Annotated in this window: 25 protein-coding genes; 12 read left to right on the forward strand and 13 right to left on the reverse strand. The window is 41.3% G+C overall.

Translation table 11 applies throughout. From position 1 onward, the window contains the following. Nucleotides 1-798: 798 nt before the first annotated feature. From H5058_RS14635 to H5058_RS14655, 5 genes are all read right to left on the reverse strand, one after another. Complete coding sequence (locus tag H5058_RS14635; protein ID WP_217896478.1) at nucleotides 799-1,422, reverse strand: nitroreductase family protein; 624 nt, start codon at nucleotides 1,420-1,422, stop codon at nucleotides 799-801. Nucleotides 1,423-1,480: 58 nt separating this feature from the next. Then, nucleotides 1,481-2,212: a sulfite exporter TauE/SafE family protein gene (locus H5058_RS14640; protein ID WP_182678828.1), complete on the reverse strand. Its 732-nt coding sequence runs from the start codon at nucleotides 2,210-2,212 to the stop codon at nucleotides 1,481-1,483. Nucleotide 2,213: 1 nt separating this feature from the next. Beyond that, nucleotides 2,214-2,909, reverse strand: a complete 696-nt coding sequence (locus H5058_RS14645; protein ID WP_182678830.1) for a pirin family protein — start codon at nucleotides 2,907-2,909, stop codon at nucleotides 2,214-2,216. A gap of 100 nt (nucleotides 2,910-3,009) precedes the next feature. Further along, nucleotides 3,010-3,897 (reverse strand): LysR family transcriptional regulator, encoded by an 888-nt coding sequence (locus H5058_RS14650; RefSeq protein ID WP_089368414.1) that lies wholly within the window; start codon nucleotides 3,895-3,897, stop codon nucleotides 3,010-3,012. A gap of 92 nt (nucleotides 3,898-3,989) precedes the next feature. Then, nucleotides 3,990-4,157 (reverse strand): hypothetical protein, encoded by a 168-nt coding sequence (locus H5058_RS14655; RefSeq protein WP_157696008.1) that lies wholly within the window; start codon nucleotides 4,155-4,157, stop codon nucleotides 3,990-3,992. Nucleotides 4,158-5,206: 1,049 nt separating this feature from the next. On the opposite strand from H5058_RS14655, the gene H5058_RS14660 reads away from it, so the two are divergent. The 11 genes from H5058_RS14660 (at nucleotide 5,207) to H5058_RS14710 (ending at nucleotide 14,902) form a co-directional block, all read left to right on the forward strand. Then, on the forward strand, nucleotides 5,207-6,115 hold the full coding sequence (locus H5058_RS14660; RefSeq protein ID WP_179807370.1) for an urease accessory protein UreD: 909 nt from the start codon (nucleotides 5,207-5,209) through the stop codon (nucleotides 6,113-6,115). 263 nt (nucleotides 6,116-6,378) lie between these two features. Beyond that, a complete protein-coding gene (gene ureA / locus H5058_RS14665; protein ID WP_011328433.1) occupies nucleotides 6,379-6,681 on the forward strand; it encodes an urease subunit gamma in 303 nt (100 codons plus the stop codon). Nucleotides 6,682-6,692: 11 nt separating this feature from the next. Then, a complete protein-coding gene (locus tag H5058_RS14670) occupies nucleotides 6,693-7,025 on the forward strand; it encodes an urease subunit beta (protein WP_011328434.1) in 333 nt (110 codons plus the stop codon). Further along, on the forward strand, nucleotides 7,025-8,728 hold the full coding sequence (gene ureC, locus H5058_RS14675; protein ID WP_011328435.1) for an urease subunit alpha: 1,704 nt from the start codon (nucleotides 7,025-7,027) through the stop codon (nucleotides 8,726-8,728). The genes H5058_RS14670 and ureC overlap by 1 nt, the downstream gene beginning before the upstream one ends. 20 nt (nucleotides 8,729-8,748) lie before the next feature. After that, on the forward strand, nucleotides 8,749-9,231 hold the full coding sequence (gene ureE, locus H5058_RS14680; RefSeq protein ID WP_179807371.1) for an urease accessory protein UreE: 483 nt from the start codon (nucleotides 8,749-8,751) through the stop codon (nucleotides 9,229-9,231). After that, nucleotides 9,221-9,928, forward strand: coding sequence for an urease accessory protein UreF (locus H5058_RS14685; RefSeq protein ID WP_179807372.1), 708 nt, complete (start codon nucleotides 9,221-9,223; stop codon nucleotides 9,926-9,928). The genes ureE and H5058_RS14685 overlap by 11 nt, the downstream gene beginning before the upstream one ends. Before the next feature lie 30 nt (nucleotides 9,929-9,958). Beyond that, nucleotides 9,959-10,597 carry an urease accessory protein UreG gene (ureG, locus tag H5058_RS14690; protein ID WP_089368417.1) on the forward strand — a complete coding sequence of 213 codons (639 nt, stop codon included), beginning with the start codon at nucleotides 9,959-9,961 and terminating at the stop codon, nucleotides 10,595-10,597. A gap of 59 nt (nucleotides 10,598-10,656) precedes the next feature. Then, nucleotides 10,657-11,241: a HupE/UreJ family protein gene (locus H5058_RS14695; RefSeq protein ID WP_089368418.1), complete on the forward strand. Its 585-nt coding sequence runs from the start codon at nucleotides 10,657-10,659 to the stop codon at nucleotides 11,239-11,241. Nucleotides 11,242-11,429: 188 nt separating this feature from the next. Next, a complete protein-coding gene (locus tag H5058_RS14700) occupies nucleotides 11,430-12,695 on the forward strand; it encodes a RidA family protein (RefSeq protein WP_182678833.1) in 1,266 nt (421 codons plus the stop codon). A gap of 409 nt (nucleotides 12,696-13,104) precedes the next feature. Further along, on the forward strand, nucleotides 13,105-14,592 hold the full coding sequence (locus H5058_RS14705; protein WP_179807275.1) for a bifunctional 2-methylcitrate dehydratase/aconitate hydratase: 1,488 nt from the start codon (nucleotides 13,105-13,107) through the stop codon (nucleotides 14,590-14,592). Between the two features lie 106 nt (nucleotides 14,593-14,698). Further along, nucleotides 14,699-14,902: a hypothetical protein gene (locus H5058_RS14710; protein WP_011328442.1), complete on the forward strand. Its 204-nt coding sequence runs from the start codon at nucleotides 14,699-14,701 to the stop codon at nucleotides 14,900-14,902. 59 nt (nucleotides 14,903-14,961) lie between these two features. On the opposite strand, the gene H5058_RS14715 is transcribed toward H5058_RS14710, so the two are convergent. From H5058_RS14715 to H5058_RS14730, 4 genes are all read right to left on the reverse strand, one after another. Beyond that, entirely contained in the window at nucleotides 14,962-15,936 is a 975-nt protein-coding gene (locus H5058_RS14715; RefSeq protein WP_182678835.1) for an aldose epimerase family protein, read from the reverse strand. Between the two features lie 135 nt (nucleotides 15,937-16,071). After that, nucleotides 16,072-17,634 (reverse strand): sodium/sugar symporter, encoded by a 1,563-nt coding sequence (locus H5058_RS14720; protein WP_182678837.1) that lies wholly within the window; start codon nucleotides 17,632-17,634, stop codon nucleotides 16,072-16,074. Nucleotides 17,635-17,675: 41 nt separating this feature from the next. Next, nucleotides 17,676-18,821, reverse strand: coding sequence for a galactokinase (gene galK / locus H5058_RS14725; protein ID WP_086995000.1), 1,146 nt, complete (start codon nucleotides 18,819-18,821; stop codon nucleotides 17,676-17,678). Continuing rightward, complete coding sequence (locus H5058_RS14730; protein WP_011328446.1) at nucleotides 18,821-19,864, reverse strand: UDP-glucose--hexose-1-phosphate uridylyltransferase; 1,044 nt, start codon at nucleotides 19,862-19,864, stop codon at nucleotides 18,821-18,823. Before H5058_RS14730 ends, galK begins: the two co-directional genes overlap by 1 nt. 56 nt (nucleotides 19,865-19,920) lie before the next feature. On the opposite strand from H5058_RS14730, the gene H5058_RS14735 reads away from it, so the two are divergent. Beyond that, complete coding sequence (locus tag H5058_RS14735; protein WP_182678839.1) at nucleotides 19,921-20,937, forward strand: LacI family DNA-binding transcriptional regulator; 1,017 nt, start codon at nucleotides 19,921-19,923, stop codon at nucleotides 20,935-20,937. A gap of 91 nt (nucleotides 20,938-21,028) precedes the next feature. Here H5058_RS14735 and prpF read toward each other — a convergent pair whose 3' ends face one another. The 4 genes from prpF to prpB form a co-directional block, all read right to left on the reverse strand. Then, nucleotides 21,029-22,195: a 2-methylaconitate cis-trans isomerase PrpF gene (gene prpF / locus H5058_RS14740; protein ID WP_182678841.1), complete on the reverse strand. Its 1,167-nt coding sequence runs from the start codon at nucleotides 22,193-22,195 to the stop codon at nucleotides 21,029-21,031. 14 nt (nucleotides 22,196-22,209) lie between these two features. Continuing rightward, on the reverse strand, nucleotides 22,210-24,819 hold the full coding sequence (gene acnD, locus H5058_RS14745; RefSeq protein ID WP_182678843.1) for a Fe/S-dependent 2-methylisocitrate dehydratase AcnD: 2,610 nt from the start codon (nucleotides 24,817-24,819) through the stop codon (nucleotides 22,210-22,212). Between the two features lie 134 nt (nucleotides 24,820-24,953). Further along, nucleotides 24,954-26,078, reverse strand: coding sequence for a 2-methylcitrate synthase (gene prpC, locus H5058_RS14750; RefSeq protein ID WP_086994992.1), 1,125 nt, complete (start codon nucleotides 26,076-26,078; stop codon nucleotides 24,954-24,956). A 25-nt stretch (nucleotides 26,079-26,103) separates the two neighbouring features. Next, complete coding sequence (prpB, locus tag H5058_RS14755) at nucleotides 26,104-26,976, reverse strand: methylisocitrate lyase (RefSeq protein ID WP_011328451.1); 873 nt, start codon at nucleotides 26,974-26,976, stop codon at nucleotides 26,104-26,106. Between the last annotated feature and the right edge of the window lie 16 nt (nucleotides 26,977-26,992).

The following is a 26,992-nucleotide window of genomic DNA, read 5'->3' on the forward strand; positions in this document are numbered from 1 at the left end:
GCAAAAGCTGCTGCCACTGTGCGCTTGTTCTGTAAGTTTTCATCACCTGCTCCGAATTTATCATTGAGCAGGTATTTTTAGATAATCAGAACATCGATGCTAGGTGTGGTTCGCTAGACGCTTACTTTGTAAATAACCGCGGTATCGAATCCACCAATTTGGTAGTACAACTGGCTACTAAATACATGCTTAGAGAAGCCAGGTACTGAAGCTGGTGGAATAATACCTGCTTGCAGTTGAGTTGAATTTCCATCTACATCAGTTTCATACGTGTCGCCTAATAATTTAAGGAACTAATATTAATTAAATTTAACAAAGCTCTCAGAAAAGCTATGCAGGTTAGATGCGCTTTCTTACAGATATAATAAACCTAAATTTAATTTAATAAGAAATGAAAACAATGACTTAAACTAACTATACCTAAGCAACTATGAAAGCCACGGTATTGTTTTTATAGGATAAAGCTATATTGCCAAGCGTTTGATTATTGAAGCTATAAATTGCTAATTTAAAAATATAAGCTAAGTAGAGGTTACAAAGCGAAGTAGTGCTTATCATTTTATACTGAATGCTATTGCTAGGTATTAGGTATTAGGTATTAGGTATTAGGTGCTATGGCGGGTATTCTGATTTATTCACTAAAAAAGTAAGTCATACTTTAACATTACAAATGTTAAAGTTAAACGCTTTGGCTGTTGTTTAAATCAATGTTAGATTAATTGGTTACTTATAAAAAATGAAACCGCTAGAAATATATCAAAACGGTTTCATTGGTTAAATTATATTAAAGTAAGTGTATTAACCAAATACTTTCATACGTTCTTCAACCGGTTTAAACTCCTTGTCGCCTGCTGGCTGATCGATAGCGCCAAATACCATTTGTGCATTCAATTCCCAGTCTGCAGCTATGTTCCACTCATCTGCAACTTTTTGATCGATAACTGGATTATAATGTTGCAGGTTGGCACCAATGTCTAAGCTAGCCAATGCTGTCCAAATCGCATACTGATGCATAGCGCTGCTTTGTTGTGCCCAAATTGGAAATTTGTCAGCATACAAAGGTGCAGCTTCTTGCATGTTTCTTACTACGGCTTTGTCCTCGAAGAACAATACCGTACCTGCACCGGCTCTAAAGCCTGCAATTTTATTTTTAGTACCTTGAAATTTTTCGTCGTCACCAACGATAACTCTAAGCGTTTCTTCAGTAATGTCCCACAGTTTGTGATGCTCATCACCAAACAAAACGACGATACGTGCCGATTGTGAGTTAAAAGCTGATGGCGTATGCAAAACCGCGTGCTCAACAAGCTTAACTACTTCTTCGTTAGAAACTGGCAACTGATCGCTTAGAGCATAGATAGAGCGACGCTTCTGTGCTAATTGTTGTAGATCTTTTAAGTTTGACATTTTCAATTCAGACATGAGTATCTCCTGTGGTTGTTCAAATATTTAAGTAATTAAAAAACTAATCTATTTACAGTTACTTACCTAAAAGTAACCAAAAACCGAGCACTAACAATAAATAATTCATTATCTTTAAAAATAACACTTTATCCAGTACTTCATTAATTTTTACCCCTAACCAATTACCTACAAATGCCAGTGGGAAAAAGGCCAGTGCAGTTAAAATTGTCTTACCCGTTAACAAGCCGAACGATAAAGCTGCAATAAGTTTTATTACATTCATCATTGCGAAAAATATCGCCGCGGTAGCAACAAACTTACCCGGAGTAAGCCCTATCGCTGTGAAATAAATAATAATGGGTGGCCCACCCGCATGCACTAAACTGCTGGTAATACCGGAGAACATGGACATTATCCCCGCGCCAATTTTATTATTGAGAATTTTAAGCGAGCTTTTTTTAAAGAAAATATTTTTAATTGAAAAAACAATACATATTAAGGCGATTATCAAGCGTAAGTGCTTTGCATTAATAACGTCTATAATTAAATAAGCAATGAGCACACCTACTATTGCCCCAGGAATTAGGGGCAGAAGTAGTTGATTGTCCCATTTTCGCCAGTAACTTCTTACGCTTAACATGTCGCCAATAATTAATAGTGGCAGCATCAGTGCAATGGCTTGCGCTGCTGGCAATTTTAGCATTAGCAGCGGCACGGCAAACACGCCTAATGCCCCTGCAAATGCTGATTTTGAAACACCTATTAACACAACAACAGCTGCTATTAAAACAAGTGTTGTAATATCCATACTAGAAATCCGCCGGTAATTCAAACCATAAAGCTTCAAGTTCAGCTGTTGCTTCAAGGTTTAACTCTGTCGCGGGGTCAACCGCAAAGGCATCACCTGCAGCAAATTCTTTACCATCAACCATTACGCTACCTTTTACAATGTGCAGGTAACCAATTTGCTTACCCGAGGCCAGCATAAACGTTTGTTGCACGTTTAAAACTAAGCGTGACAAGCTTGCATCTTGATTAATTGACAATGCATTTTCGCCGCCCTCTGGTGTAAGTAATGGCGTTAGTGGACCATTTTGCGCAATACTTTTTTGCTCATAACTTGGTTTAATTCCCATTTTATTGGGCTGTATCCAAATTTGTAAAAACTTAACTTGGTCAGTGTTAGATGCATTATATTCTGAATGCATTACGCCACTGCCCGCACTCATACGTTGTACGTCGCCTGCCGGTACAGTGTGCTTATTGCCTTCACTGTCTTCATGCTTTAATGCGCCTTGCATAACATATGAAATAATTTCCATATCGCGGTGCCCGTGCGTCCCAAAACCTTTACCTGGCATAACCATGTCGTCGTTTATTACGCGCAGTGCTGAAACACCCATATGTTTTGGATCGTAGTAACTGCCAAAAGAAAAACTATGTTTGCTTTGCAACCAACCAAGATCGACAGAGCTGCGCTCTTGTGACTTTCTTATATATTTCATTATAAATTCCTTCATCTATTTCAATGAAGCCAGTTTACTACTGTGTTTATACGATTAAAATTAGCTGTTTTAGTATCAATCATTCTATTTAAAAGAATGTTTATTGTAATTCTTCACATTGGTATCTTAGTTCAGCTAAAAAAGCTCTGGCTGCTGGACCTAAGCTGTCGCCATCTTTAAAGATTAAATGCAACTGCATAGAGCGCTTGCTGTTATGTTGCAAAGGGAGTGTTTTGAGTTTGCCCTGTGCTAGTTCATTTTTAATAGAAGTTAAAGGTAGCCAAGCAAAACCTAAACCACTGCAGATCATATCAATAGAAGTACGTAAATGACTCACCGTCCAGCGCTGGTTAGCACCTAACCAGCCTGCATCACTTTTACGATGCATACCTGAGTCGCGCACTACAATTTGACGATGACTTTTTAAATCCTCTGCGGTTAAATCTCTCCCCAAAGAATGTAATGTGTGATCTGGATTAGCAACTGCAATAAAGTCTATTTGGCAAAGTTGCTCACTAAAACCTTCTGTTAATGCAACCGGTGAAATAGCAATATCTACATCAGCATTTTCAATCAGTTCGCTTGCCCCACTCAGTACCGACTCCACCAACTCAATTTGCAGCATTGGGTATTGGGCAGAAACAGTATCAAGCACTTTATACAGCCTTGCTTGTGGAAACATTTCATCAACTGCAATTTTTAGGCTCCCTTCTGTGCCTTGACCAAGAGTATGACCCACTATTTCCAGCTTAGCGGCTTCATCAAGCAAAAAGTTGGCGCGCTTAAGCATTAGCTCACCTGCTTGAGTCAAAACAGTTTTTCGCCCTTCAATTTCAAATAACTTAACATCGAGCGAGCTTTCTATTTTACCCACCGCATTATGAATACTTGACTGGCTTTTATGAATTCCTTGTGAGGCTTGATTAAAGCCACCAAATTGCACCACAGAGCGAAACATTCGCCATTGCTCTAGTGTGACTCTAAGCATGATTACCTCTTATTGCTTTATATTTTATTTTTGTTGTTAATTCTGCAGATTATCTTCAGACAAGTTAAGTTTGAGCAACCCACTCCTAGTTATTATGCATAAATAGGTGTGAGTTTTATTCGGATCTCAGGGAAATTATTTGGCCCCATTTGGTCAAAGAAAACAAATGGACCTACCATGCGTTTTTCTTGATGAGGTAAAACGCGTTTTACATTTAACCCACCAATATCATGCTCTTTCGCTTTAAGCACTTTAGCCATAATAAACATCCTCTTAAGCTGCTTTATAAAAATAAACGTATGTTATTTTGATTTTATATACAGTCGATTATCTATAATTCATATTGTAGTTTAACGAAAGACAACATCCTTTGTTCTTATTTAATTAATGAATAGCGTTACTTTAGCCCGCACCATTCTCTCTTTGAGAATGTGGCACGTCATTGCAATTACACAAAAGATGCAGGTAATTTACATAATCGTTTTTTATTCTTACTTTTAAATTAGGGTCTTATTTTTAGGTTAAAACGTATATACCTATATAAATGTTTATACCTATAACTTGTAAATAGTGCTGCAGCACAAAACAGCAAATAATTTAGCCCGTTTTATCGCAAAGATAATTCATAGCATACAGGGAATTTAACTTATTAAGCTGCCTGTATTTTAAGCTAAAATATAATTTTAACACTAAAATAGTACGCTAGCGCAAAAGTATATTTGCATTAATTGCTATTTCTGAGCTTGTGTTTTTTACCCTCAAAGGCTTAATATTTATACTAATCCAAAGCTTAGAAACCGCTAGTACAGCATTGTACTAATGCTTAAACAGGCGTTATTTTAATCAACTTTAACCTTTGGTACATATTTTGTACCAACAGTAAAAGCTCGTATCTAATTAATAAATAACAACAAATAGTTAAGCACATTGAAAAAATGCAATTTTTTTAATTTTTTTCTGGACAATTTATTTTCCTCAGCTAACATCTAGCTAGAACATAGTTATTTCCTCACAACTCTACACGCCCTATGATTTGAGCTTTAACAGACTCTATTTGCGGGAAGTAGATACACACCCTGATATGTATTCGAAGTTTATCTTCATCAGTTTTGCAATTTCAGGCAATTAATTGCCCGCATACTGACATCCGGCGAAGGCTAACAAGCTGACTCCGTCAATTTGACCGAATCCACACATGTGGACGTTCTTAAAGATTTTGCTATCTTAAGGCTATACCCCTGCGCGTCAGAAAAGCCATAAATTTAGCGAAAGGTGCACTGCTGGGCCTATATAAAAGGTATATGTTGGAATGATGACACTTTCCTCCATGCCCGTAACACATCGGGCAGACGCTAAATCTGGGCATAGCTTTGATGCCAATCGCCACTGGGCGGCTTCTTTAACGCTCGGCTTCTGTGCTCAAAACAGCGGCGATACACGTGTTACGCGCATGAATATTGCTCGTCATTATGGTCCATTACGTGTGCAAAGACCTTTTTACCCTGAAGGCAAAGATGGTTGCTGTCACGTGTATTTACTGCATCCGCCCGGTGGGGTTGTGAGTGGCGATGCGCTCAATATCGATATTTCGCTCACTAAAGGTGCGCATAGTTTAATTACCACACCTGCTGCCAATAAGCTTTATAAAGCCGACAGCAACGGGGTTGCATGGAGCCAAACTACTAATTTAAAAGTGGATGACAACGCCATTTTAGAGTGGTTACCGCAAGAAACCCTCGCCTTTGATGGCTCTCGTGGGCTGCAAGTATTTAACATTGAACTGGCTAAAACAGCTAAGTGCCTAGGCTGGGAAATACTAGGCCTTGGTCGCCCTGCCAGTGATTTGCCCTTTGCTACTGGCTGTATTGAGCAGCGTTTTAAGTTAACCCAAGACGGTAAGCCATTGTGGTTAGAGCGTCAAAATTTAGACCCCACACACCCTAGATTTAACGGTAAATGGGGCCAAGGTGGTGCTACCGTACATGGCACATTTTGGACTGTTGGCTTAAACGATCCAGCAGCAGCTATTGCTGCACTGCGTGAACAACTACCGCCCAGTAATAATTGGGCCGCTACCTACCGCCGTGACGTTTTATTAGTGCGCTATTTAGGGCACGAACGTAACCAAGTATGGAAATTATTTGAACAGGTACGCAACATACTTCGCCCGCTATTAAGCGGACATCAAGCCACCATACCACGGATTTGGTTAACCTAATTTTTAACTGTTTGTCATGGCTAAAAATAACAACAATAATTCTATCGCCTATGCTCTTTAGGTGATTAATTAAACACTATTATTTACCAAGGTGTTAATTATAAGCAGAGCTTAGTTATTGCTTATGATTAGCCTCTTGGCTGAAGAAAACTGTACCGATATTTTAAACATATCGTCTTAGCTTTTGCTTAGGCGAACATACTACCTGTGCCAATTAGTCATAGGTAATTAATATAACAACATCGAGGACTATGGAGTTAGCGATGGAATTAACACCCAGAGATAAAGATAAATTAATGTTATTCACTGCAGGTTTACTTGCAGAGCGACGCAAAGCCAAAGGGCTAAAACTAAATTACCCAGAAGCAATTGCTCTAATCACCTGCGCTATTATGGAAGGTGCGCGCGAAGGGCGCACAGTGGCAGAAATGATGGCATTGGGTCGTGAAATGTTGACCCGCGACGATGTAATGGAAGGCATTGCTGAGATGATTCAAGACGTACAAGTAGAAGCAACGTTTCCTGACGGTACCAAACTGGTCACTGTGCATAACCCTATAGTTTAAGGAAGTTCGTTATGATTCCAGGTGAATATCAACTAAAAAGTGGCGATATTGAACTGTGTGTTGGCCGTAAAAGCATCACCATTAATGTTGCTAATAAAGGGGATCGACCTGTACAGGTTGGCTCTCATTACCACTTTGCCGAAAGTAACCCAGCACTGAGTTTTGATCGCGAGCAAGCCTATGGTTATCGCTTAGCTATTGCTGCTGGTTTAGCAATTCGCTTTGAACCAGGACAAACCCGTGAAGTATCTTTGATCCCCTATTCAGGTTTACGTCGTCTTTACGGTTTTCGTGGTGAAGTAATGGGACCTTTAGACAATAAACCTAAACAGGAGAGCGTGTAATGAAAATATCTCGTCAAGCCTATGCTGACATGTATGGCCCAACCACGGGTGATAGAATTCGTTTAGGTGATACCGAATTATGGGTCGAAATAGAACACGACCATACCCATTATGGTGAAGAAGTAAAATTTGGTGGCGGTAAAGTTATTCGTGATGGCATGGGTCAAAGCCAACGCTGTGATGACGCCGTTATGGATACGGTTATCACTAACGCAGTGATTATCGACTGGTGGGGCATTATTAAAGCCGACGTGGGTTTAAAAAATGGCCGCATTGCTGCTATTGGCAAATCTGGCAACCCTGATACACAGCCCGATATAGACATTATTATTGGCCCAGGTACCGAAATTATTGCCGGTGAAGGTCAAATTTTGACCGCCGGTGGCGTTGATACCCACGTGCACTATATTTGCCCACAACAAGTTGACGAAGCGCTCATGAGTGGCCTAACCACCATGATTGGCGGCGGCACTGGCCCAGCAACAGGCTCAGTAGCTACAACACATACACCGGGGCCATGGCATTTAGGCAAAATGATGCAAGCCGTGGACGATTTACCGATTAATATTGGTTTTCTAGGTAAAGGCAGCGCAAGTACTCCCGAAGCACTTGAGCAACAAATTAAAGCCGGCGCTATGAGTTTAAAAATTCATGAAGATTGGGGCGCAGCACCCGCTTCTATTAGCAATGCTTTAGATGTTGCCGATCGCTACGACATTCAAGTTGCCATTCATGCTGATAGCCTCAATGAATCTGGTTTCGTGCAAGATACTTTAGAGGCATTTAAAGATCGTTGTATCCACACCTATCATACCGAAGGTGCCGGTGGTGGCCACGCCCCTGATATTATTGTTGCTTGTGCTATGCCTAATGTGTTGCCGTCGTCAACTAACCCGACTCGCCCATACACTATTAATACCGTGGATGAGCACCTTGATATGTTGATGGGTTGTCATCACCTCGACCCTAACATTCCTGAAGATGTAGCCTTTGCCGACTCACGTATTCGCCGTGAAACAATTGCGGCCGAAGATATTCTTCATGATATGGGCGTTATTTCGATGATGTCCTCTGACTCGCAAGCCATGGGTCGCATTGGCGAAGTAGTGTGTCGTACGTGGCAAACCGCTCATAAAATGCGCGTGCAACGTGGTTTATTACCAGAAGATGAAGCACTGGGCGCCGATAACTTTCGCGCAAAACGTTACATTGCCAAATACACTATTAACCCAGCCATCACTCACGGTATAAGCCATGAAGTAGGCTCAATCGAAGTAGGTAAATTTGCAGATTTAGTACTGTGGAAACCGCCATTTTTTGGGGTTAAACCATCAATTATATTAAAAGGCGGCATGATTGCAGGTGCGGCAATGGGCGATCCAAACGCAGCTATTTCTACACCACAACCAGTACATTACCGCCGTATGTTTGGTGCATTAGGTAAAGCAGTAAGTGCAACACGTATGACCTTTGTAAGCCAAGCTGCTATGAATACTGGGCTTGAAGAAAAGCTCGGTTTGAAAAGCCAGCTTGTGGCCTGTAAAAATGTGCGACAAGTGCGTAAATGCGATATGAAGCTCAACGATGCTTGCCCAGTATTAACGGTAGATCCGCAAACGTATGAGGTTCACGCTGACGGTGTATTACTTACCTGCGAACCTGCAACTGAATTACCGTTAGCCCAGCGCTACCATTTGTTTTAATCCATTTTTAGGACAATTAGATGTTTGAATTAACAAAAAGAATAGATAGCAACACACAAGATGCTGTGTTCGATACCCTCACCTTGCCATACGAGTTACGTATTCGTGGTCGCCTAAAAGCAGTGACTGACAATGGTCATGATGTTGGTTTATTTCTTGACCGTGGCCCAGTGCTTCGTAATGGCGATTTACTGCGTGCCAGCAGCGGCGAAGTATTTAGTATTAGCGCTGCCGATGAGCCGGTTACCACTGCATACATAGAAAACGGCTTGCCTTTGGCACGTTTATGTTACCACTTAGGTAACCGCCATGTGTCACTTGCAATTGGCGTTGATGCTGATGGTCGCCATTGGATACGTTTTCCGCCAGATCATGTATTAGAAGAGTTAGCGGTACTTTTAGGCGCGCAATTAACGCACCACCAAGCACCGTTTGATCCAGAATCTGGTGCATATGCACACGCGGGTCGTGAGCAATCGCATGGTCATACTCATGCACACTAATACTGAGCCAACACAAAGCAGTGATCTGGCATTATTGGGCTTGATGCAATTGATCAGCCCTGCGCTGCCAATTGGTGCTTTTGCTTGGTCTCAGGGGTTAGAAAGCGCGTTTGAACTTGGCTGGGTTACTAATGAGCAACAACTTGGCGAATGGTTAGAAGGTGTGCTTGACGACGGTTTAACGCGCTGCGAATTACCGGTACTTGCTCGGCTACAAAACTGCTGGGCTAAAAGCGACAGCGAAGGTTTAAGCTACTGGAACGAATGGCTACATGCAAATCGTGAAACTGCCGAATTAAGCGATGAAGATACTCGCTTAGGCTTAGCCCTGATGCGTTTGCTCAACAGTTTACAGTTACAACCACAAACCGAGCAAGGTCATGCAGCATTACCGCAAGACCCAGGTTATGTCACCGTTTTTGCCTGGTTAGCGCAGCAGCGACAAATTCCAGTACGCCAAAGCTTACTCGGGTTTGTTTGGGGCTGGTTAGAAAACCAACTGGCGGTTGCCTGTAAAGCAATGCCGCTTGGCCATACTGCAGCGCAGCGTTTAATTGAGCAATTACGGCCTAAAATGGTTATCGCAATCGACACTGCATTAGCATTAGCCGACGACCAACTTGGGCCAATTATGCCTGGCTTAGCGCTTGGTAGTGCACAGCACGAAACACAATATTCAAGATTATTTCGAAGCTAATACGCTTCTATATACACAAGGAAAACAGCAATGACACATTGTTTACGAATCGGCGTTGGCGGCCCAGTTGGCTCTGGCAAAACAGCTTTATTACGTCAATTATGTAAAGCATTGAAAGATCACTATGATATCGCCGTGGTTACAAACGATATTTATACCCGCGAAGATGCTGACTTTTTACTTAAACACGACGCACTCCCAGCGGACCGTATTTTAGGAGTAGAAACAGGTGGTTGCCCACATACGGCAATTCGTGAAGATGCTTCTATGAACTTAGCTGCGATTGACGACTTACAAGCACGCCACCCCAATTTAGAAATAGTACTGGTTGAATCTGGCGGCGATAACTTATCAGCTACTTTCAGCCCAGAGCTTTCTGATTTAACACTTTATGTGATTGACGTGTCTGCTGGCGACAAAATTCCACGTAAAGGTGGCCCAGGTATCACTAAGTCTGACTTATTAATAATTAATAAAATTGATATCGCAGAATATGTACATGCTTCGTTAGAGGTAATGGAACGTGACTCGAAAAAAATGCGCGGTGAACGCCCTTTCGTTTTTGCTAACCTTTACGATGGTGTTGGCTTAGAAGAAATCATCAGCTTTATTTTAAAGCAAGGCATGTTACCTGAACGCCGACCTGGCAAGCCAAATAGTATTAATTAAGCAACACAATTTTTAATCAAAACACAATTCAATAGTAAAAAATATAAACGGAGAATAGTATGAAAATAATGACCAAATTACTGATGGGATTAGGCCTAATGCTAACAGCTACTGCAGCTTTAGCCCACCCTGGTCATGGCGTTGAAACCCATAACGGTTTTCTTAGTGGCTTGTTACATCCACTGATGGGTATTGACCACTTATTAGCAATGGCAGCAATTGGCTTTTGGAGTATTCGCCAAAGCACAGCAATGAAACGCGGCGCGCCATTATTTGTAGTTGGCGGCATGGTTTTAGGTGCGGCCCTTGCTTGGAGTGGCTTAAGCTTTGCAGGCGTTGAAACCGGTATTGCAATGACCGTATTACTAGCCGGTATTTTAATTGCCACTATGGCTAAATTACCAACCGTATTAGGCGCAAGCTTAGTCGCTTTATTTATGCTTACACATGGTTATGCCCACGGTGCAGAAATGGCTGAAGGCGCAAGTATATTGAGCTACATGGCAGGCTTTGTTGTTGCTACTTTAGCTATCACCTTTATTGGTCGTGGTTTAGGCACACTTATGCTAAAAGCTGATAACCGCGCTACCCGTGCACTTGGCGGTGTTGTTGCTGTAATTGGTGGCGTATTGGCAGTTGGCTAATAGCAACTGAATTTATTATCCCCATTAGGGTAGCTTTACTGTCGCTAACATAGTTGATGCTATGGTTACCCTTACCTTCAAATCAATGACTATCGAGCAGCAGCTAGATAGTCTGCGAGAATAAACCCACTTTTAATGTGGTCAATTTAAATCTCATTATAACTATCTCAGCTAGGAGAAATATCAAGATGAGCGGCACAATCATAAAGCTTTCAAGAAACACCAATAATGCACCAAGCTGCACTGTAGCTACGCAAACAGTTGCTTTTTCGCATTACAATAATATTTCAGCACAATTACCGATTGCTCCTAAAAGCGGTAACATTGTAGCTGATGATATAAAAACACAGGCAAAACAGTGTTTAACAAATATTAAAGCGGTTATTGAAAGTATTGATCATGTTATGGACGATGTGATTAAAATTAATGTGTTTTTAAAAAACATCACAGATATTGATGCTGTAAACGACGTATACGCTAGTTTCTTCCAAGACTACTTACCAACACGCACAACAGTTGCCGTGGCAGCTTTACCGCTAGAGGGTGCATTAGTACAAATGGATGCGCTTATCTCTAATGGCGAAGGTACTACACCGCAAGCACCTTGCGATTTAATTAAAGTAGCAAAAAATAGCAAAAATGCACCTACATGCTCAGTGTCTTCGCATACGGTTGCTTTTTCTCATTACAATAATATTTCTGCTCAGTTACCTGTCGATCCTAAATCGGGAGAAATAGTAACAGGTGGTATAAAAAATCAAACTAAACAGTGTTTAAGCAATATTAAAGCTATTTTAGAGAGTATTGACGTACCCTTTGACGACATAGTTAAGGTAAATATATTTGTTAAAAATCCGGCAGATATTGACGCAATAAACGAAATTTATACAACCTTTTTTCCAGACTCAGCTATTGCCAGAGCTGTAGCTTACGTACCAGCTAGATCAACCATGGTTGTTGCAGCACTGCCTATGGATGCTTTAGTACAAATTGATGCAGTTATATCCCATGGTGATGGCACACCACCACAAGCAGTTGAGGACAGACACGGCATTATTATTAGAGCAAGTAATACCAAAAATGCCCCAATTAATGCTCTATCTACACAAACAGTGGCGTTTTCGCACTACAACCATATTTCAGCACAATTACCCATTGATGCAAAAACGGCTAATCTTGTAGCTGATGACGTAACAACACAAGCAACACAGTGCTTAAACAATATTAAAGCCATTGTAGAGAGTATTGATCATGTTATGGACGACCTTGTAAAAGTTAACATTCAAGTTAAAAACATTAGCGATATTGCCGCTATTGATAAAGTGTACGCCAGCTTCTTTAAAGGTGATTTGCCAGCAAGAACTGTGGTAGGCGTATCAGCTATCCCTATGAACGCGCTAGTACAAATTGATGCGGTAGTGTCTAACGCTGAAGGTACGCGACCTAAGTTATAATTGTAAACTTGGGTTTATAAGCAATGGTGATTAATCACCAACTAAATACAAACATGACTTTAAACGTTAAGTTTGCATAAATAAGGGCAGCGCAAAATCCACTCGGATCTCTACGCTGCCCTTTTTAATTTTTGCGTCTCCACTATTATCTTGAATTTAGGTAATTAAATACAGATTACACAATATTTAATACAAAAGCGCCCAATATTTCTGTGTACATAATAATTTCACCTAGTCATAAGTGTATTTTAAATATACGACATTATGTTTACCTGCTTCCCTATTAGCTGGTAACGCCTCGTGCTATGGTTGAAACGTAAACTAGTTAAAAATAAAAGTGTTTAATAAATATGTATTAAATACTCAGTGCACATTCTAATCGTTAACATTAAACGAATAAGGATAAAAAATGAGTAATAATGTAGATATTAATAATCGCCCTGATTACGACCATGTAATACAAGATATAGCTGATTATGTATTAAATTATAAAGTAAGCAGCAAGGAAGCACTCAATACTGCCCGTAACTGTTTAATAGACACTTTAGGGTGTGGGCTATTAGCGCTGCGATTTCCTGAATGCAGCAAACTCCTCGGCCCTATAGTAGCAGGTACTATTGTGCCTAATGGTGCACGCGTACCGGGCACATCTTTGGTACTCGACCCTGTAAAAGCGGCATGGGATATTGGCTGTATTATTCGCTGGCTCGATTATAACGATACTTGGTTGGCCGCCGAATGGGGTCATCCGTCAGATAACTTAGGTGCTATTTTAGCCGTTGCTGATCATCTATCTCAAGTGAGACTGAGCAAGGGTGAACAACCTTTAAAAATGCGCGAAGTGCTAGAAGCCATGATCATGGCGCATGAAATTCAAGGCGTAATAGCGCTAAAAAATTCGTTTAATCGGGTGGGTTTATGCCACGTATTATTAGTACGGGTTGCATCTACTGCGGTTGCCACTAAAATGATGGGCGGCAATAAACAACAAATTATGGCCGCTATATCACAAGCTTGGGTAGATGGCTCAGCGCTGCGTACCTATAGGCATGCACCCAATGCAGGCTCTCGTAAATCATGGGCTGCTGGCGATGCAACTTCCCGAGCTGTTCATTTAGCTGATATATCTATGCGTGGTGAAATGGGCATTCCAAGCGTGTTAACAGCCCCGCAATGGGGGTTTTATGATGTCTCTTTTTCTAAAACCAACAAAGACCAAGCACTTAAACCTGAGGCCGAACGGCAGTTTTTACTCACCCAAGACTACGGCAGTTATGTTATGGAAAATATTTTATTTAAAATATCGTTTCCTGCTGAGTTTCATGCCCAAACAGCCGCTGAAGCGTCGGTTATTTTACATCCTCAGGTAAAAGATCGGTTAGCTGATATTGATAAAATTGTTGTGCGTACTCACGAGTCGGCCATTCGTATTATTTCAAAAACGGGTTCCCTTGCTAACGCAGCCGATCGCGATCATTGTTTACAATACATGATTGCAGTGCCGTTAATATTTGGCAATTTAACCGCTGATCATTACGAAGACGAATTTCATAACGCACACCCGATTATTGATGAGCTGCGCAACAAAATGCACATTGTAGAAGATGCACGCTTTACCAAAGAATATTTAGAGGATGATAAACGCTCTATCGCCAATGCTATTCAGGTATTCTTTAAAGATGGCAGTAGCACCGAGGACATAGTTATAGAATACCCTGTGGGTCATCGTCGCCGTCGTGAAGAAGGGATACCACTATTGGAGCAGAAATTTAAAGCTAATTTAGCATCCCGCTTTGAGAATAAACAATGCCACACTATTTTCACGCTTTGTAAAAATCAAACAGCGCTTGAGGCCATGCCTGTAAATAGCTTTATGGACTTATTTGTTATTGAGTAAGTACACCGCTGGCTGGTTTATGAAAGCGCGTAGATTTAATTATATGGCCAAGTAGTTAAGGCCATAACTTTAAAAGTCACAACTCGCGCCAATAAGAGGATTTAATATGACTGAGCAAAATGAACACAGTATCGCAAACTTTGCAGCGTTAAAAACCGCCATAGTAAATGCAGAAGAAGAGTCAGTAAAAGCGCTATTAACAAAGCAACCTATGCAAGATCTTGAAAAAAGTTACCTAATCGATTTAGCCAAATTAAACAGTAATCAGGCTATTTTAAAGATACTCGAAGATATTCCCGTTAAAAAATAGCTCATAGCCCTTATACTAAATAGCGAATAAAGCTGTGCTATCTATTAGCACAGCTTTATTTAAATATTTTCAAAGTGATAGCTAATATATTTATTATAAACTTCGCCCGGCTTTAGTATTGAGTTTTCAAAATCTGGAAAGTTTACTGCATCGCTATAATTTTGCGCTTCTAAACACACTCCCTGATCAGGGCTTAATGGTGCGGCTAAAAATGCACCAGTATAAAGCTGTATAGATGCTTGGTCGGTGTACAACGACATTTTAACTTTATTGCGTAATGAGCTTAATACCGCTGCAGCTTTGTTTGCTTGTGGCTGATTTATAACAAAACAATGATCAAACCCTGTTGGCCCTGTTAGTTGTGGGTGCTGAGCTGACTGCAGATGCTGGCCAATAATAACCGGTTGGTCAAAACAAAAGTCACTATTTTTGACACTTAACACTCTACCAGTTGGTAAGCTGTTATTGTCACGCTCTAAATAGCTGGCCGCATTTATTTGTAACGTGAGTGGCAAGCAATTTTGCTCACCTAAATTAAAGTAGCAATGATTAGTAGCGTTAATAGGGGTTGCTTTATTTGTGGTTGCGCTAAAACTCATAGTCAACTTATTATCATGTGATAAATGATAACGTATTTGCATTTCAACCTTGCCAGGAAAACCTTGGTCGCCATCTTCTGAGCTTAAGCTCAAAATCACTTCGTTGGCAGTACTCGATTGCACTTGCCAAAAACGCAGAGAAAAGTTATCCGCACCGCCATGTAAGCAATTTTCACCATCATTTTTACTCAGTAAATATTGCTCACCTTCAAGCTCAAAACTAGCACCACTAATACGATTAGCAACGCGACCACAGGTAGCACCTAAATAATAAGTATCGGTTAAATAACGACTGCTATCGACATACCCGACTGTCATTTCTGTGGGTGTATCGTTTACCGGAAATAAAATAGATTTAACCCGCGCGCCATAATTTAATATTTCGACCCGCATGCCTTGCTCATTGCTTAATATATAACTGTGTAATTGATTCATTTACTGTTTTCTTGTTATGTCTATTAGAACACAAAAAAATCAAAGCAACCTAAGCTGCTTTGATTCACTATATTTTGCGTTAAACACGTGAGCAGATAGCTATGGCTGTCATACTCACTTAGTAAGCATTCTGCATTACCACCAAGTAGTATACAAAGCGATTAAGATGATAACTACACCCAATGCCGCTATGTTGAAGTTGCTTGAGGTTTTAAAGTTAACATCGTCTAGGCTAACGCTACTGTCTTGGCCTTTATCTGGCTTAGCTAATGATACAATTACACACAATGCTAAACACAGTAAAAATACTAAGCCTACTCTGTCCATAAATGGCAGCGCTACCCAGTAAACTTTTAACAGGATTGAGAATACAGCCGAGCCAATTGCCGCAGCTAACGCACCCGCTGAACTGGCTTTTGACCAAAACATACCCATTACAAAAATCACTACAATACCTGGAGTAAAGAAACCGGTGAATTCTTGAATATATTGAAACGCTTGATCGAACTTACCTAATAATGGCTCTGCCACAACCAAGGCTATAGCTAAAGATATTAATGCAGCTGAGCGGCCTATAAATACATAATGTTTTTGTGATTTACCTGGTTTTAACTTGCTGTAAATATCCATAGTGAAAATAGTTGAAATACTGTTAGTCATAGAGGCAAGTGATGAAACAATTGCCGCCACTAATGCAGCAAAAATAAGACCTTTAATACCTGTTGGCATTAACGCCATCATAGACGGATACGCTTGATCTGGCGTGGTAAGTTGCGGGTATAAAACAACCGCAGCAATACCTGGCAACACTACAATTACTGGCATTAATAATTTTAAATAGGCAGCAAAGGCAATACCTTTTTGTGCTTCTTTAAGGTTTTTAGCGGCAAGTGCGCGCTGAATAATATATTGATTAAATCCCCAGTAGCTAATGTTCATTATCCACAGGCCACCAATTAATACTGATAAACCAGGTAAACTCATATAATGCGGGCTATCTGGGCTTAAAATCATATCAAAGTGGTTAGGTAGCTGCTCAGTTAAAACACCAAAACCTGCTATTATCCCATCGCCATCTGCCACTGCATCTAGTGCTAAGTAACTTAAAAACAAGCCACCAAATACCAGCAGTACTACTTGTAAAATATCGGTATAAGCAACGGCTTTCAAACCACCATAAAGTGAATAAGCGACTGAAAATAAGGCTAAAAAGATCATTCCGTACATCCAGTCAACACCGGCAACGGTTTCTATTGCTAAACCACCAAGCCATAAAACAGCGGTTAAATTTACAAATACATATACCGCTAGCCAAAACAGCGCTAACACTGTTTTAACTTTGCTATTAAAGCGTTGCTCTAAATATTGCGGCATAGTAAATATTTCATTTTTAAGAAATATCGGCAGCATATATTTACCTACAATAATTAAGGTAATTGCTGCCATCCACTCATAAGATGCAATAGCTAAACCAATCGCATAGCCCGAACCAGACATGCCAATAATTTGTTCTGCCGATATATTTGAAGCAATTAATGATGCACCAATTGCCCACCAAGGCAGTGCTTTACTAGCAAGAAAGTAGTCTTCAGTATTTTTACTGGCACCTTTCTCCTCTCGCGAGATCCACAGCGCGAGTACTAATAACCCCACCACATAAGTAAAAAATATGGCAATGTCGAGCGGTTGTAATTTCATAACTTTAACCTTGTTGTCTTATTGATTTTTATTGTGTTTTATTAATTACTAAAAGCACCTTGAGAAGCCAGGCATACGTAAACGTCTGCTTGAAGCCCTGTTTTTGCATAATAATGTGTGTCAATAGTGTTACGTACTTGCTCAACTAAATGATCCGGTGTTAAAGCAACGATACAACCACCAAAACCACCACCGGTCATACGCACGCCGCCTTGTTCGCCTAAAACTTGAGCAGTAATATCCACTAAAAAGTCTATTTGAGAGGTAGTAATATCAAAATCATTTTTCATTGATAGGTGCGATTGTGCCATAAGTTGGCTCATAGTTACCATATCATTGACGTTTAGCGCTTTGAGAGCTAGTTCGGTACGGGTATTTTCAGTGACTATATGTTTAGCGCGCTTATATATTAATGGCGGTAAATTAGCTTGCTCTGCTTCTAGTTCCTCAAGAGTAACATCGCGCAATGCCGGTTTATTAAAGTGCTTTGCTGCAGCTTCGCATTGCTCGCGTCGGGTATTGTATTCGCTGTCGACCAGCCCTCTTTTAACATTAGAGTTAACAATAACTAACGACATTCCCTTTGGAATCACAGCATATTCAAAGGTTAAACTTCTGCAATCGAGCAACATGGCATGCCCTTGCTTGCCCATCGATGAAATTAATTGATCCATAATGCCGCAATTACAGCCGACAAAATTATTTTCAGCACTTTGTCCCATAAGTGCCGCTTTAACACCATCGAGCGGAATATTGTTTAATGTTGCAAACGTTTTTAAAAGAGCAATTTCAAAACTAGCTGATGAACTCAAACCTGTACCTTGTGGCACATTTCCCGATACCACTAAGTCGGCGCCACTAATATTTGGATAGCTTTGCATTAATGCTTGCAGTGTGCCGCGAATATAATTAACCCACATTTGTTGTTGGCTAAATTCTATTTTATCTAGGCTAAAACTATTGGTTTCGCTGTTACAATCAATTGCTAAGACGTTAATGTTGCGATCAGCTCGTGCTTTTGCAGCAATGTCGGTGCCAAAATTAATCGCAGCAGGTAGCACAAAACCATCATTATAATCTGTGTGTTCACCAATGAGGTTAACGCGCCCAGGTGCATGAAATAGCTGTTCTGGCGGGCAATTAAAATGTTGTTCAAATTGGCTAATAAGCATTGTAGTTCTTGGCATTACTTAGCCTCCTTATAATGTACGTTTGGTACATCACGTAATCTTTGTGCTGCTTGCTCTGGGGTTAAATCACGTTGTGATTCAGCCATCATTTCGTAACCCACCATAAATTTACGCACAGTAGCTGAGCGTAATAATGGTGGAAAAAAGCTTGCATGAAGCTGCCATTCACTATGCTCTTGCCCATCATAAGGCGCGCCGTGCCAGCCCATAGAATATGGGAACGAACAATTAAATAAATTGTCGTATTTAGTGGTAATTTGTTTTAATGCATCGGCTAGAGTTACCGCTTGTTCTGGGGTTAAGTCGACCATACGTGTTAACGCAAAACGCGGTAATAATAAGGTTTCAAATGGCCAGCCTGCCCAGTACGGTACAACCACCAGCCAATCTTCATTTTTAACAACAACACGCTCGCCCGACTGCGCTTCACGCTGAGCGTAATCAAGTAATAAGTTACTGTTATATTTTTTAGCATAGTCGCTCAGCGCATGTTGTTTTTTATTTACCAAAGTAGGTAATTGCTGCTGCGACCAAATTTGGCCATGCGGATGCGGATTTGAGCACCCCATCATCGCCCCTTTGTTTTCGAATACCTGCACCCAGTTATACTTTTCGCCTAACTCTAAGCACTGGCTTTGCCACGTTTTAACAATGTCGGTAATAGCGCTAATACTAAGTTGCGGTAAGGTTTTGCTGTGATCTGGAGAGAAGCAAATAACACGACTTTCGCCTTGCTCTGTGGCCATTTTAAATAGCGGATCGTCTGTTTTAAATTCTGGAGTATCAATTTTCAGAGCTGCAAAGTCATTAGTAAACACATAAGTTTTTTTATAGTTGTCATTAACTTCACCGTTTATGCGGGTATTACCAGCACATAAAAAACAGCTTTCATCATGACTTTCTCTAACGTCTTCATCGAGAGTTTCAACTTGTCCCTGCCAAGGTCGTTTGGCACGATGCGGTGAAACTAACACCCACTCATCAATCAATGGATTGTAGCGACGATGTGGATGCTCAGTTGGGTCAAAAATTGTATCCATAAATATCTCAAATGTGGTTTATGATAAAACCGAAAAGGGTAAACGATTACCCGCCAATGACAACAATAAAAGATGTAGCCAGAATTGCAGGCGTGTCTATCGCCTCGGTATCTCGTGTAATTAATAATGGCCCTAAAGTAAGTAAGGCAACCATAGAAAAAGTAAATAAAGTAATGCAAGAGCTTGGCTACACGCCCAATGCTAATGCACGTGCTTTAGTAACCCGAAAAAGTATGACCATAGGCGTGGTGATCCCCGAACTTAGCGATCCATTTTTTGCATCATTAGCCAGCGGGGTAGATAAAGTAGCCCGCGAAAATAATATGCAATTGCTGTTAAGTACCGCAGGACAAAGTGTAGAATCTGAACGCGCAGCTATTAATTTATTACTTGAGCGCCGCTGCCAAACTGTTGTTATGCATAGTAAAATAATTCCTGACTGCGAACTAATCACCTTATGTGAAAAACTCCCTGGCTTAGTGCTTATCAATAGACACATTGAGCAAATAAAACATAAATGTATTTGGTTAGATAACGAAGAAGGCGCAAAAATAGCAGCGCGCCATCTAATGACGCTCAAACATAAAAACATTGCCTGTATAAGCAGTAAATATCAAATTGAAGATCCTGCGCTACGCCTTAATGGCTTTTCGGCAGAACTAAATATGGCAGGCAGCCCCATTAGCCCTGCGCTGATTAAATACGCGGAGCCTACCCTACAAGGCGGACAAAGCGCTGCGCAAAACTTATTAGCCTCTGGGCAGCCCTTCAGCGCTATTTTTGTTTATAACGATGCTATGGCTATTGGTGCTATTTCAACACTTGAAGATAATGGCTATAAAGTACCCGGTGATGTGTCGGTGATTGGTTTTGATGATGTGCTGATTGCACGTTATTCAAGGCCAAAACTAACCACTTTAAACTATCCCATTGAAAAAATGGCGCAGCACGCAGCTCAGTTGGCGTTAACACACTTTAAAAATGAAATAGTTGAAAGTGTCAGTCACAGTGAGCATAAATATTTACCCCGCTTGGTCAAACGAGAGTCAACGAGTATCAAAAATAGCCCATAACCAAAAAAAGTTGATGAGCAATACCCTAAAGTATTACCGCATCAACTTATGCATAAATTATAAATAACTTAATCGTAATTAAAACAATGCTTTATTGCGGTACTCTTACCACGCCTTCCATAAGCACCCGTGCACTGCGGCTCATACTGGCTTTAGTTACTTGCCAGTTACCATCCGTATTTGTAGCGTGTGCGCCTACTTTTAAGGTGCCCGATGGGTGACCAAAGTTAACTTCACTCAATGCCCCGCCACCAGCGGCTAAATTAACTAACGTACCGTCAATTGCCGCAGCGGTACCAATAGCTACTGCTGCTGTGCCCATCATTGCATGGTGTAATTTACCCATAGACATAGCGCGCACTAACAAGTTAATTTCACTGGCGTTAATTTGCTTACCGCTTGACGCTTTGTAATTTTGTGCTGCACCAACAAATGCCACTTTAGGTGTATGTTGGCGTGCTGCTGCCTCATCAATATTTTGTATGAGTCCCATTTTAACTGCGCCATAGGCACGAATGGTTTCAAGCTTTTCAAGCGCTGCTGCATCTGCGTTTATATCATCTTGCAATTCAGTGCCGGTATAACCAATGTCGCTTGCATTAACAAAAATGGTGGGAATGCCTGCGTTGATCATCGTCGCTTTTAAAGTACCGACTCCCGGCACTTCTAGGTCATCAACCACATTGCCAGTTGGGAATAACGCCCCGTCGCCATCTGCAGGGTCAATAAATTCAAGTTTTACTTCAGCTGCTGCAAATGTAACGCCGTCTAGCTCAAAGTCACCGGTTTCTTGTACTTTACCATTAGTCATAGGTACATGCACTAAAATGCTTTTTTTAATATTGGCTTGCCACACACGTACAACAGCAACGCCATTATCGGGTACACGGCTTTTATCAACTAAGTCATTACTAATAGCAAAAGCACCGACAGCTGCGGTTAAATTACCGCAGTTGCCGCTAAAATCAACAAATGCTTTATCTATTGCCACTTGGCCAAATAAATAGTCAACATCGTGATCGGCTTGCTCACTTTTACTTAAAATAACCGTTTTACTGGTGCTAGATGTAGCACCGCCCATACCATCGGTTTGTTTGCCGTACGGATCTGGGCTGCCAATAACGCGCAGTAATAAGTTATTACGTGCCTCACCTGCCACTTGGGCAGGCTTTGGCAAGTCACTAAGGTTAAAAAACACCCCTTTGCTAGTACCGCCACGCATGTATGTGGCAGGTACTTTAATTTGTGGTTTAAACATAATTAACCCTGCCCTTATGCTGTTTTTGTAGCTTCTAAAAAGTCTTGTGCAAAGCGTTGTAATACACCACCTGCAGCATAAATAGACAGCTCTTCTTGTGTATCTATACGACATTTCATTGGTACGTTTAGTACTTCGCCATTTTTACGAGTGATCGACAAGTTAAGTGTGCAACCAGGGGTTGGTTCACCCGTTACATCGTAACTTTCACTGCCATCTAGTTTGAGTGTTTTACGAGTTGTTCCCACTTTAAACTCTAACGGTAAAACACCCATACCCACTAAGTTAGTACGGTGAATACGCTCAAACCCTTCAGCTGCAATTACTTCAACACCCGCGAGTCTTACGCCTTTTGCCGCCCAATCGCGCGACGAGCCTTGGCCATAATCTGCGCCAGCCACAATAATAAGTGGTTGCTTACGCTGCATGTATGCTTCGATTGCTTCCCACATGCGAGTATTTTTGCCCTCTGGTTCTATGCGCGCGTACGAACCTTGCTTAATTTCGCCGCTTTCATCAAGTACCATTTCATTTAGCAATTTAGGGTTAGCAAACGTAGCGCGCTGCGCTGTTAAATGATCGCCCCTATGGGTTGCGTATGAGTTAAAGTCTTCCTCAGGTACGTTCATTTTTAATAGGTATTCACCCGCGGCACTGCTGGCCATTATCGCATTTGAAGGCGATAAGTGATCGGTTGTAATGTTATCGCCAAGTACTGCCAGTGCACGCATACCTGTCATGGTACGCTCGCCCGCTAATGCACCTTCCCAATAAGGAGGTCGGCGAATATAAGTGCTTTCTGGACGCCATTCGTATAGCGGGTCGTTATCTTCACCGTAATCTACGGTTAAGTTAAACATGGGCTCGTATACTTTTCTAAATTGCTCTGGCTTAACGCTTTGCTTAACTACTGCGTCAATTTCTTCATCTGACGGCCATAAATCTTTAAGGGTAACGTCGTTACCTTGCTGATCTTTACCTAGTATATCTTTTTCAATATCAAAACGAATCGTACCGGCAATTGCATAAGCAACAACCAAAGGCGGCGATGCTAAAAACGCTTGTTTGGCGTAAGGATGAATACGGCCGTCAAAGTTACGGTTACCCGACAGTACCGCGGTGGCGTATAAGTCGCGATCAATCACTTCTTTTTGAATTACAGGGTCAAGCGCGCCACTCATGCCATTACACGTAGTACAAGCAAAACCAACAATACCAAAACCTAGCTGTTCAAGTTCAGTAAGTAAGTTAGCGTCTTCTAGGTACGATTGCACGGCTTTAGAGCCCGGTGCTAATGAGGTTTTTACCCAAGGTTTACGCGTTAAACCCTTGGCGTTAGCATTACGCGCAAGTAATGCCGCGGCAATCACGTTGCGTGGGTTACTGGTGTTTGTACAGCTGGTAATAGCGGCAATAATACACGCACCATCTGGCATTAAGCCTGCTTCGTTTTCAACTACGCCTGAAATACCTTCTTTAGCTAAATCGCTTGTAGATACACGGCGATGTGGATTTGATGGCCCAGCAATGTTGCGCCCCACACTTGATAAATCAAACTTAAGCACGCGATCGTACTGCGCTGTTTTTAAGCTATCGCTCCACAGGCCGGTGGTTTTAGCGTAGTTTTCTACCAGTGCAATTTGCTCTTCTTCACGACCCGTTAAACGCAAATAATCTATGGTCATATCGTCGATGTAAAACATCGCCGCTGTGGCACCAAATTCAGGCGTCATATTTGAAATAGTTGCACGATCGCCCAGCGTAAGTGCATCGGCACCTTCACCGTAAAATTCTAAGTATGCTGATACCACACGCTGCGCGCGTAAAAATTCAGTAATAGCCAGTACGATATCGGTAGCGGTAATACCCGGTTGGCGCTTACCTGTTAGCTCAACCCCTACAATGTCTGGCAGGCGCATGTACGAAGCGCGCCCTAGCATTACGCTTTCTGCTTCAAGGCCACCTACACCCACAGCAATAACACCCAGTGCATCAACGTGTGGAGTATGGCTATCTGTACCTACTAAGGTATCTGGGAAGGCAATACCATCGCGGTTTTGAATTACCGGCGACATTTTTTCAAGGTTAATTTGATGCATAATGCCGTTACCTGGCGGGATCACATCAATATTTTTAAACGCTGTTTTGGTCCAGTTTATAAAATGGAAACGGTCATCGTTACGTCTGTCTTCTATAGCACGGTTTTTTTCAAATGCATCGGGATCAAACCCTGCATGCTCTACCGACAAAGAGTGATCTACAATTAATTGCGTAGGTACAACTGGGTTTACTTTAGACGGATCGCCACCTTTAGCAGCAATCGCGTCACGCAGTCCAGCTAAGTCAACCAGTGCAGTTTGACCCAAAATATCGTGACACACTACACGCGCCGGATACCAAGGAAAGTCTAAATCTTGTTTGCGTTCAATCAACTGGTTTAGTGCATCGGTAAGCATTGCTGGATCGCAGCGGCGCACTAAGTTTTCGGCAAATACACGTGATGTATAAGGCAGTGTTGCATATGCACCTGGTTTAATTGCATCAACAGCTGCTTGAGCATCAAAATAATCAACGTTTGAATTGGGTAAGGGTTTTCGATATTCAGTATTATTTATTATAGTCATTAAAATATTCGCTAATTTGGTGACGGTGGTTGTGCACTACTAGCTTATTTAAGGAGAGAGTGAAAAGTGATGAGCCTTAAAATAGTGTGCAGCAAATAAAAAAGGTGAGCACTTTACGTGCCCACCAAATAATTTTAACGTGATTCGATAGGTGTGTAGCTACGTGCATCTGGCCCAGTGTAATCAGCACTTGGACGAATAATACGGTTATTTGCACGTTGCTCTTTAACGTGTGCTGTCCAACCTGTTACGCGGCTCATTACAAATATTGGCGTAAATAATTTGGTCGGAATATCCATAAAGTGATACGCCGATGCGTGGAAGAAATCAGCATTACAAAATAACTTTTTCTCGCGCCACATTACTTCTTCACAACGAACAGACACAGGATAAAGTACATCATCACCTACTTCTGCTGCGAGCTTTTCAGACCACTTTTTAATAATTACGTTACGTGGATCTGATTCGCGATAAATAGCGTGGCCAAAGCCCATAATTTTATCTTTACGCTCAAGCATGCCCATAATTTCTTGCTCTGCTTGATCTGCGCTGGTGAAGTTTTCAATCATATCCATTGCCGCTTCGTTAGCACCACCATGTAATGGCCCACGTAACGTACCTATGGCACCGGTTACACATGAATGAATATCAGATAGCGTTGATGCACACACACGACCAGTAAAGGTTGAGGCATTAAATTCATGCTCTGCGTATAAAATTAGTGACACATTCATTACTTGAGCAAATAGCTCAGACGGGGCTTTATCGTGTAATAAGGTTAAAAAATGCGCGCCAACTGAGTCATCATCTGTTTGCGTTTCAATGCGTACGCCATCATGCGTAAAGCGATACCAGTAACAAATAATACTTGGAAATACTGCAACCATGCGGTCAATCGCATCGTTGGCTTCGCTAAAATCATTTTCCATTTCAAGGTTACCCAGCATAGAGCAACCTGTGCGCATCACATCCATTGGGTGTGCGTCTTTTGGAATGTTCTCAAGCACTGTTTTAAGTGCTTGTGGTAAGCCGCGTAAGCTTTTTAGTTTAGCTTTGTATTCTGCAAGCTCACCGGTTGTTGGTAATTCGCCACGAGATAATAAAAACGATACTTCTTCAAACTGCGCTTTTTCAGCAAGCTCGCTAATATCGTAACCACAATAAGTTAAACCTGAACCTGTTTGGCCTACTGTACATAATGCAGTTTGACCTGCTACTTGACCGCGTAAACCTGCACCCGCTAATACTTTAGTACTCATAATTTATCTCCTTAAATTGTTATTATTATTTAGTTGATGAAAAAAGGTTATCTAGGGTATTTTCATAGGTGTGATAATCTAAAAAATCATAAAGCTCAGCACGGGTTTGCATATTTTCAATTTGGCTTTGTTGCGAACCTTCATTTAAAATTGAGCTATATACATTATAGGCTGCTTTGTTCATCGCTCTAAATGCGCTTAATGGGTAAAGCACCATTTCAACGCCTACATCGCCTAACTGCTCTTTAGTATAAATAGGCGTTTGACCAAACTCAGTAATGTTAGCCAATACAGGAACGTTAATCGCTTTTGTAAATGCTTGGTAGTCGGCAAGGTCGTGCACGGCTTCTGCAAAAATGGCGTCTGCACCGGCTTCAACACACGCTGCTGCGCGCTCAATAGCGGCATTTAAACCTTCTTTTTGAAACGCATCGGTACGTGCCATAATGTAAAAGTCACTATCGGTTTTTGCATCTACAGCAGCTTTAATACGGTCAACCATTTCACCTTGGCTAACTATTTCTTTATTTGGGCGGTGGCCACAACGCTTTTGCGCTACTTGGTCTTCAATATGGAAACCGGCAGCGCCTGCTTTAGTCATTTCTTTTACTGTACGGGCAATATTAAACGCACCACCCCAACCTGTATCTGCATCTACTAATAAAGGTAAGTCGCTTGCACCGGTAATACGGCGAATATCTTCAAGCACGTTATCAAGGCTAGTCATACCTAAATCAGGCATACCAAAAGAAGCATTGGCAACACCAGCACCCGATAAGTAAATTGCCTGATGACCCATTTTTTCAGCCATCATTGCTGTGTACGCATTAATAGTACCCACTATTTGTAATGGGTGATTATTGGCAATAGCCTGTTTAAACTTTGATCCTGCTGACATTCGTTTCTCCTAACTT

The sequence above is a fragment of the Pseudoalteromonas sp. SR45-4 genome (assembly GCF_014163535.1).
Classification (GTDB): domain Bacteria; phylum Pseudomonadota; class Gammaproteobacteria; order Enterobacterales; family Alteromonadaceae; genus Pseudoalteromonas; species Pseudoalteromonas nigrifaciens.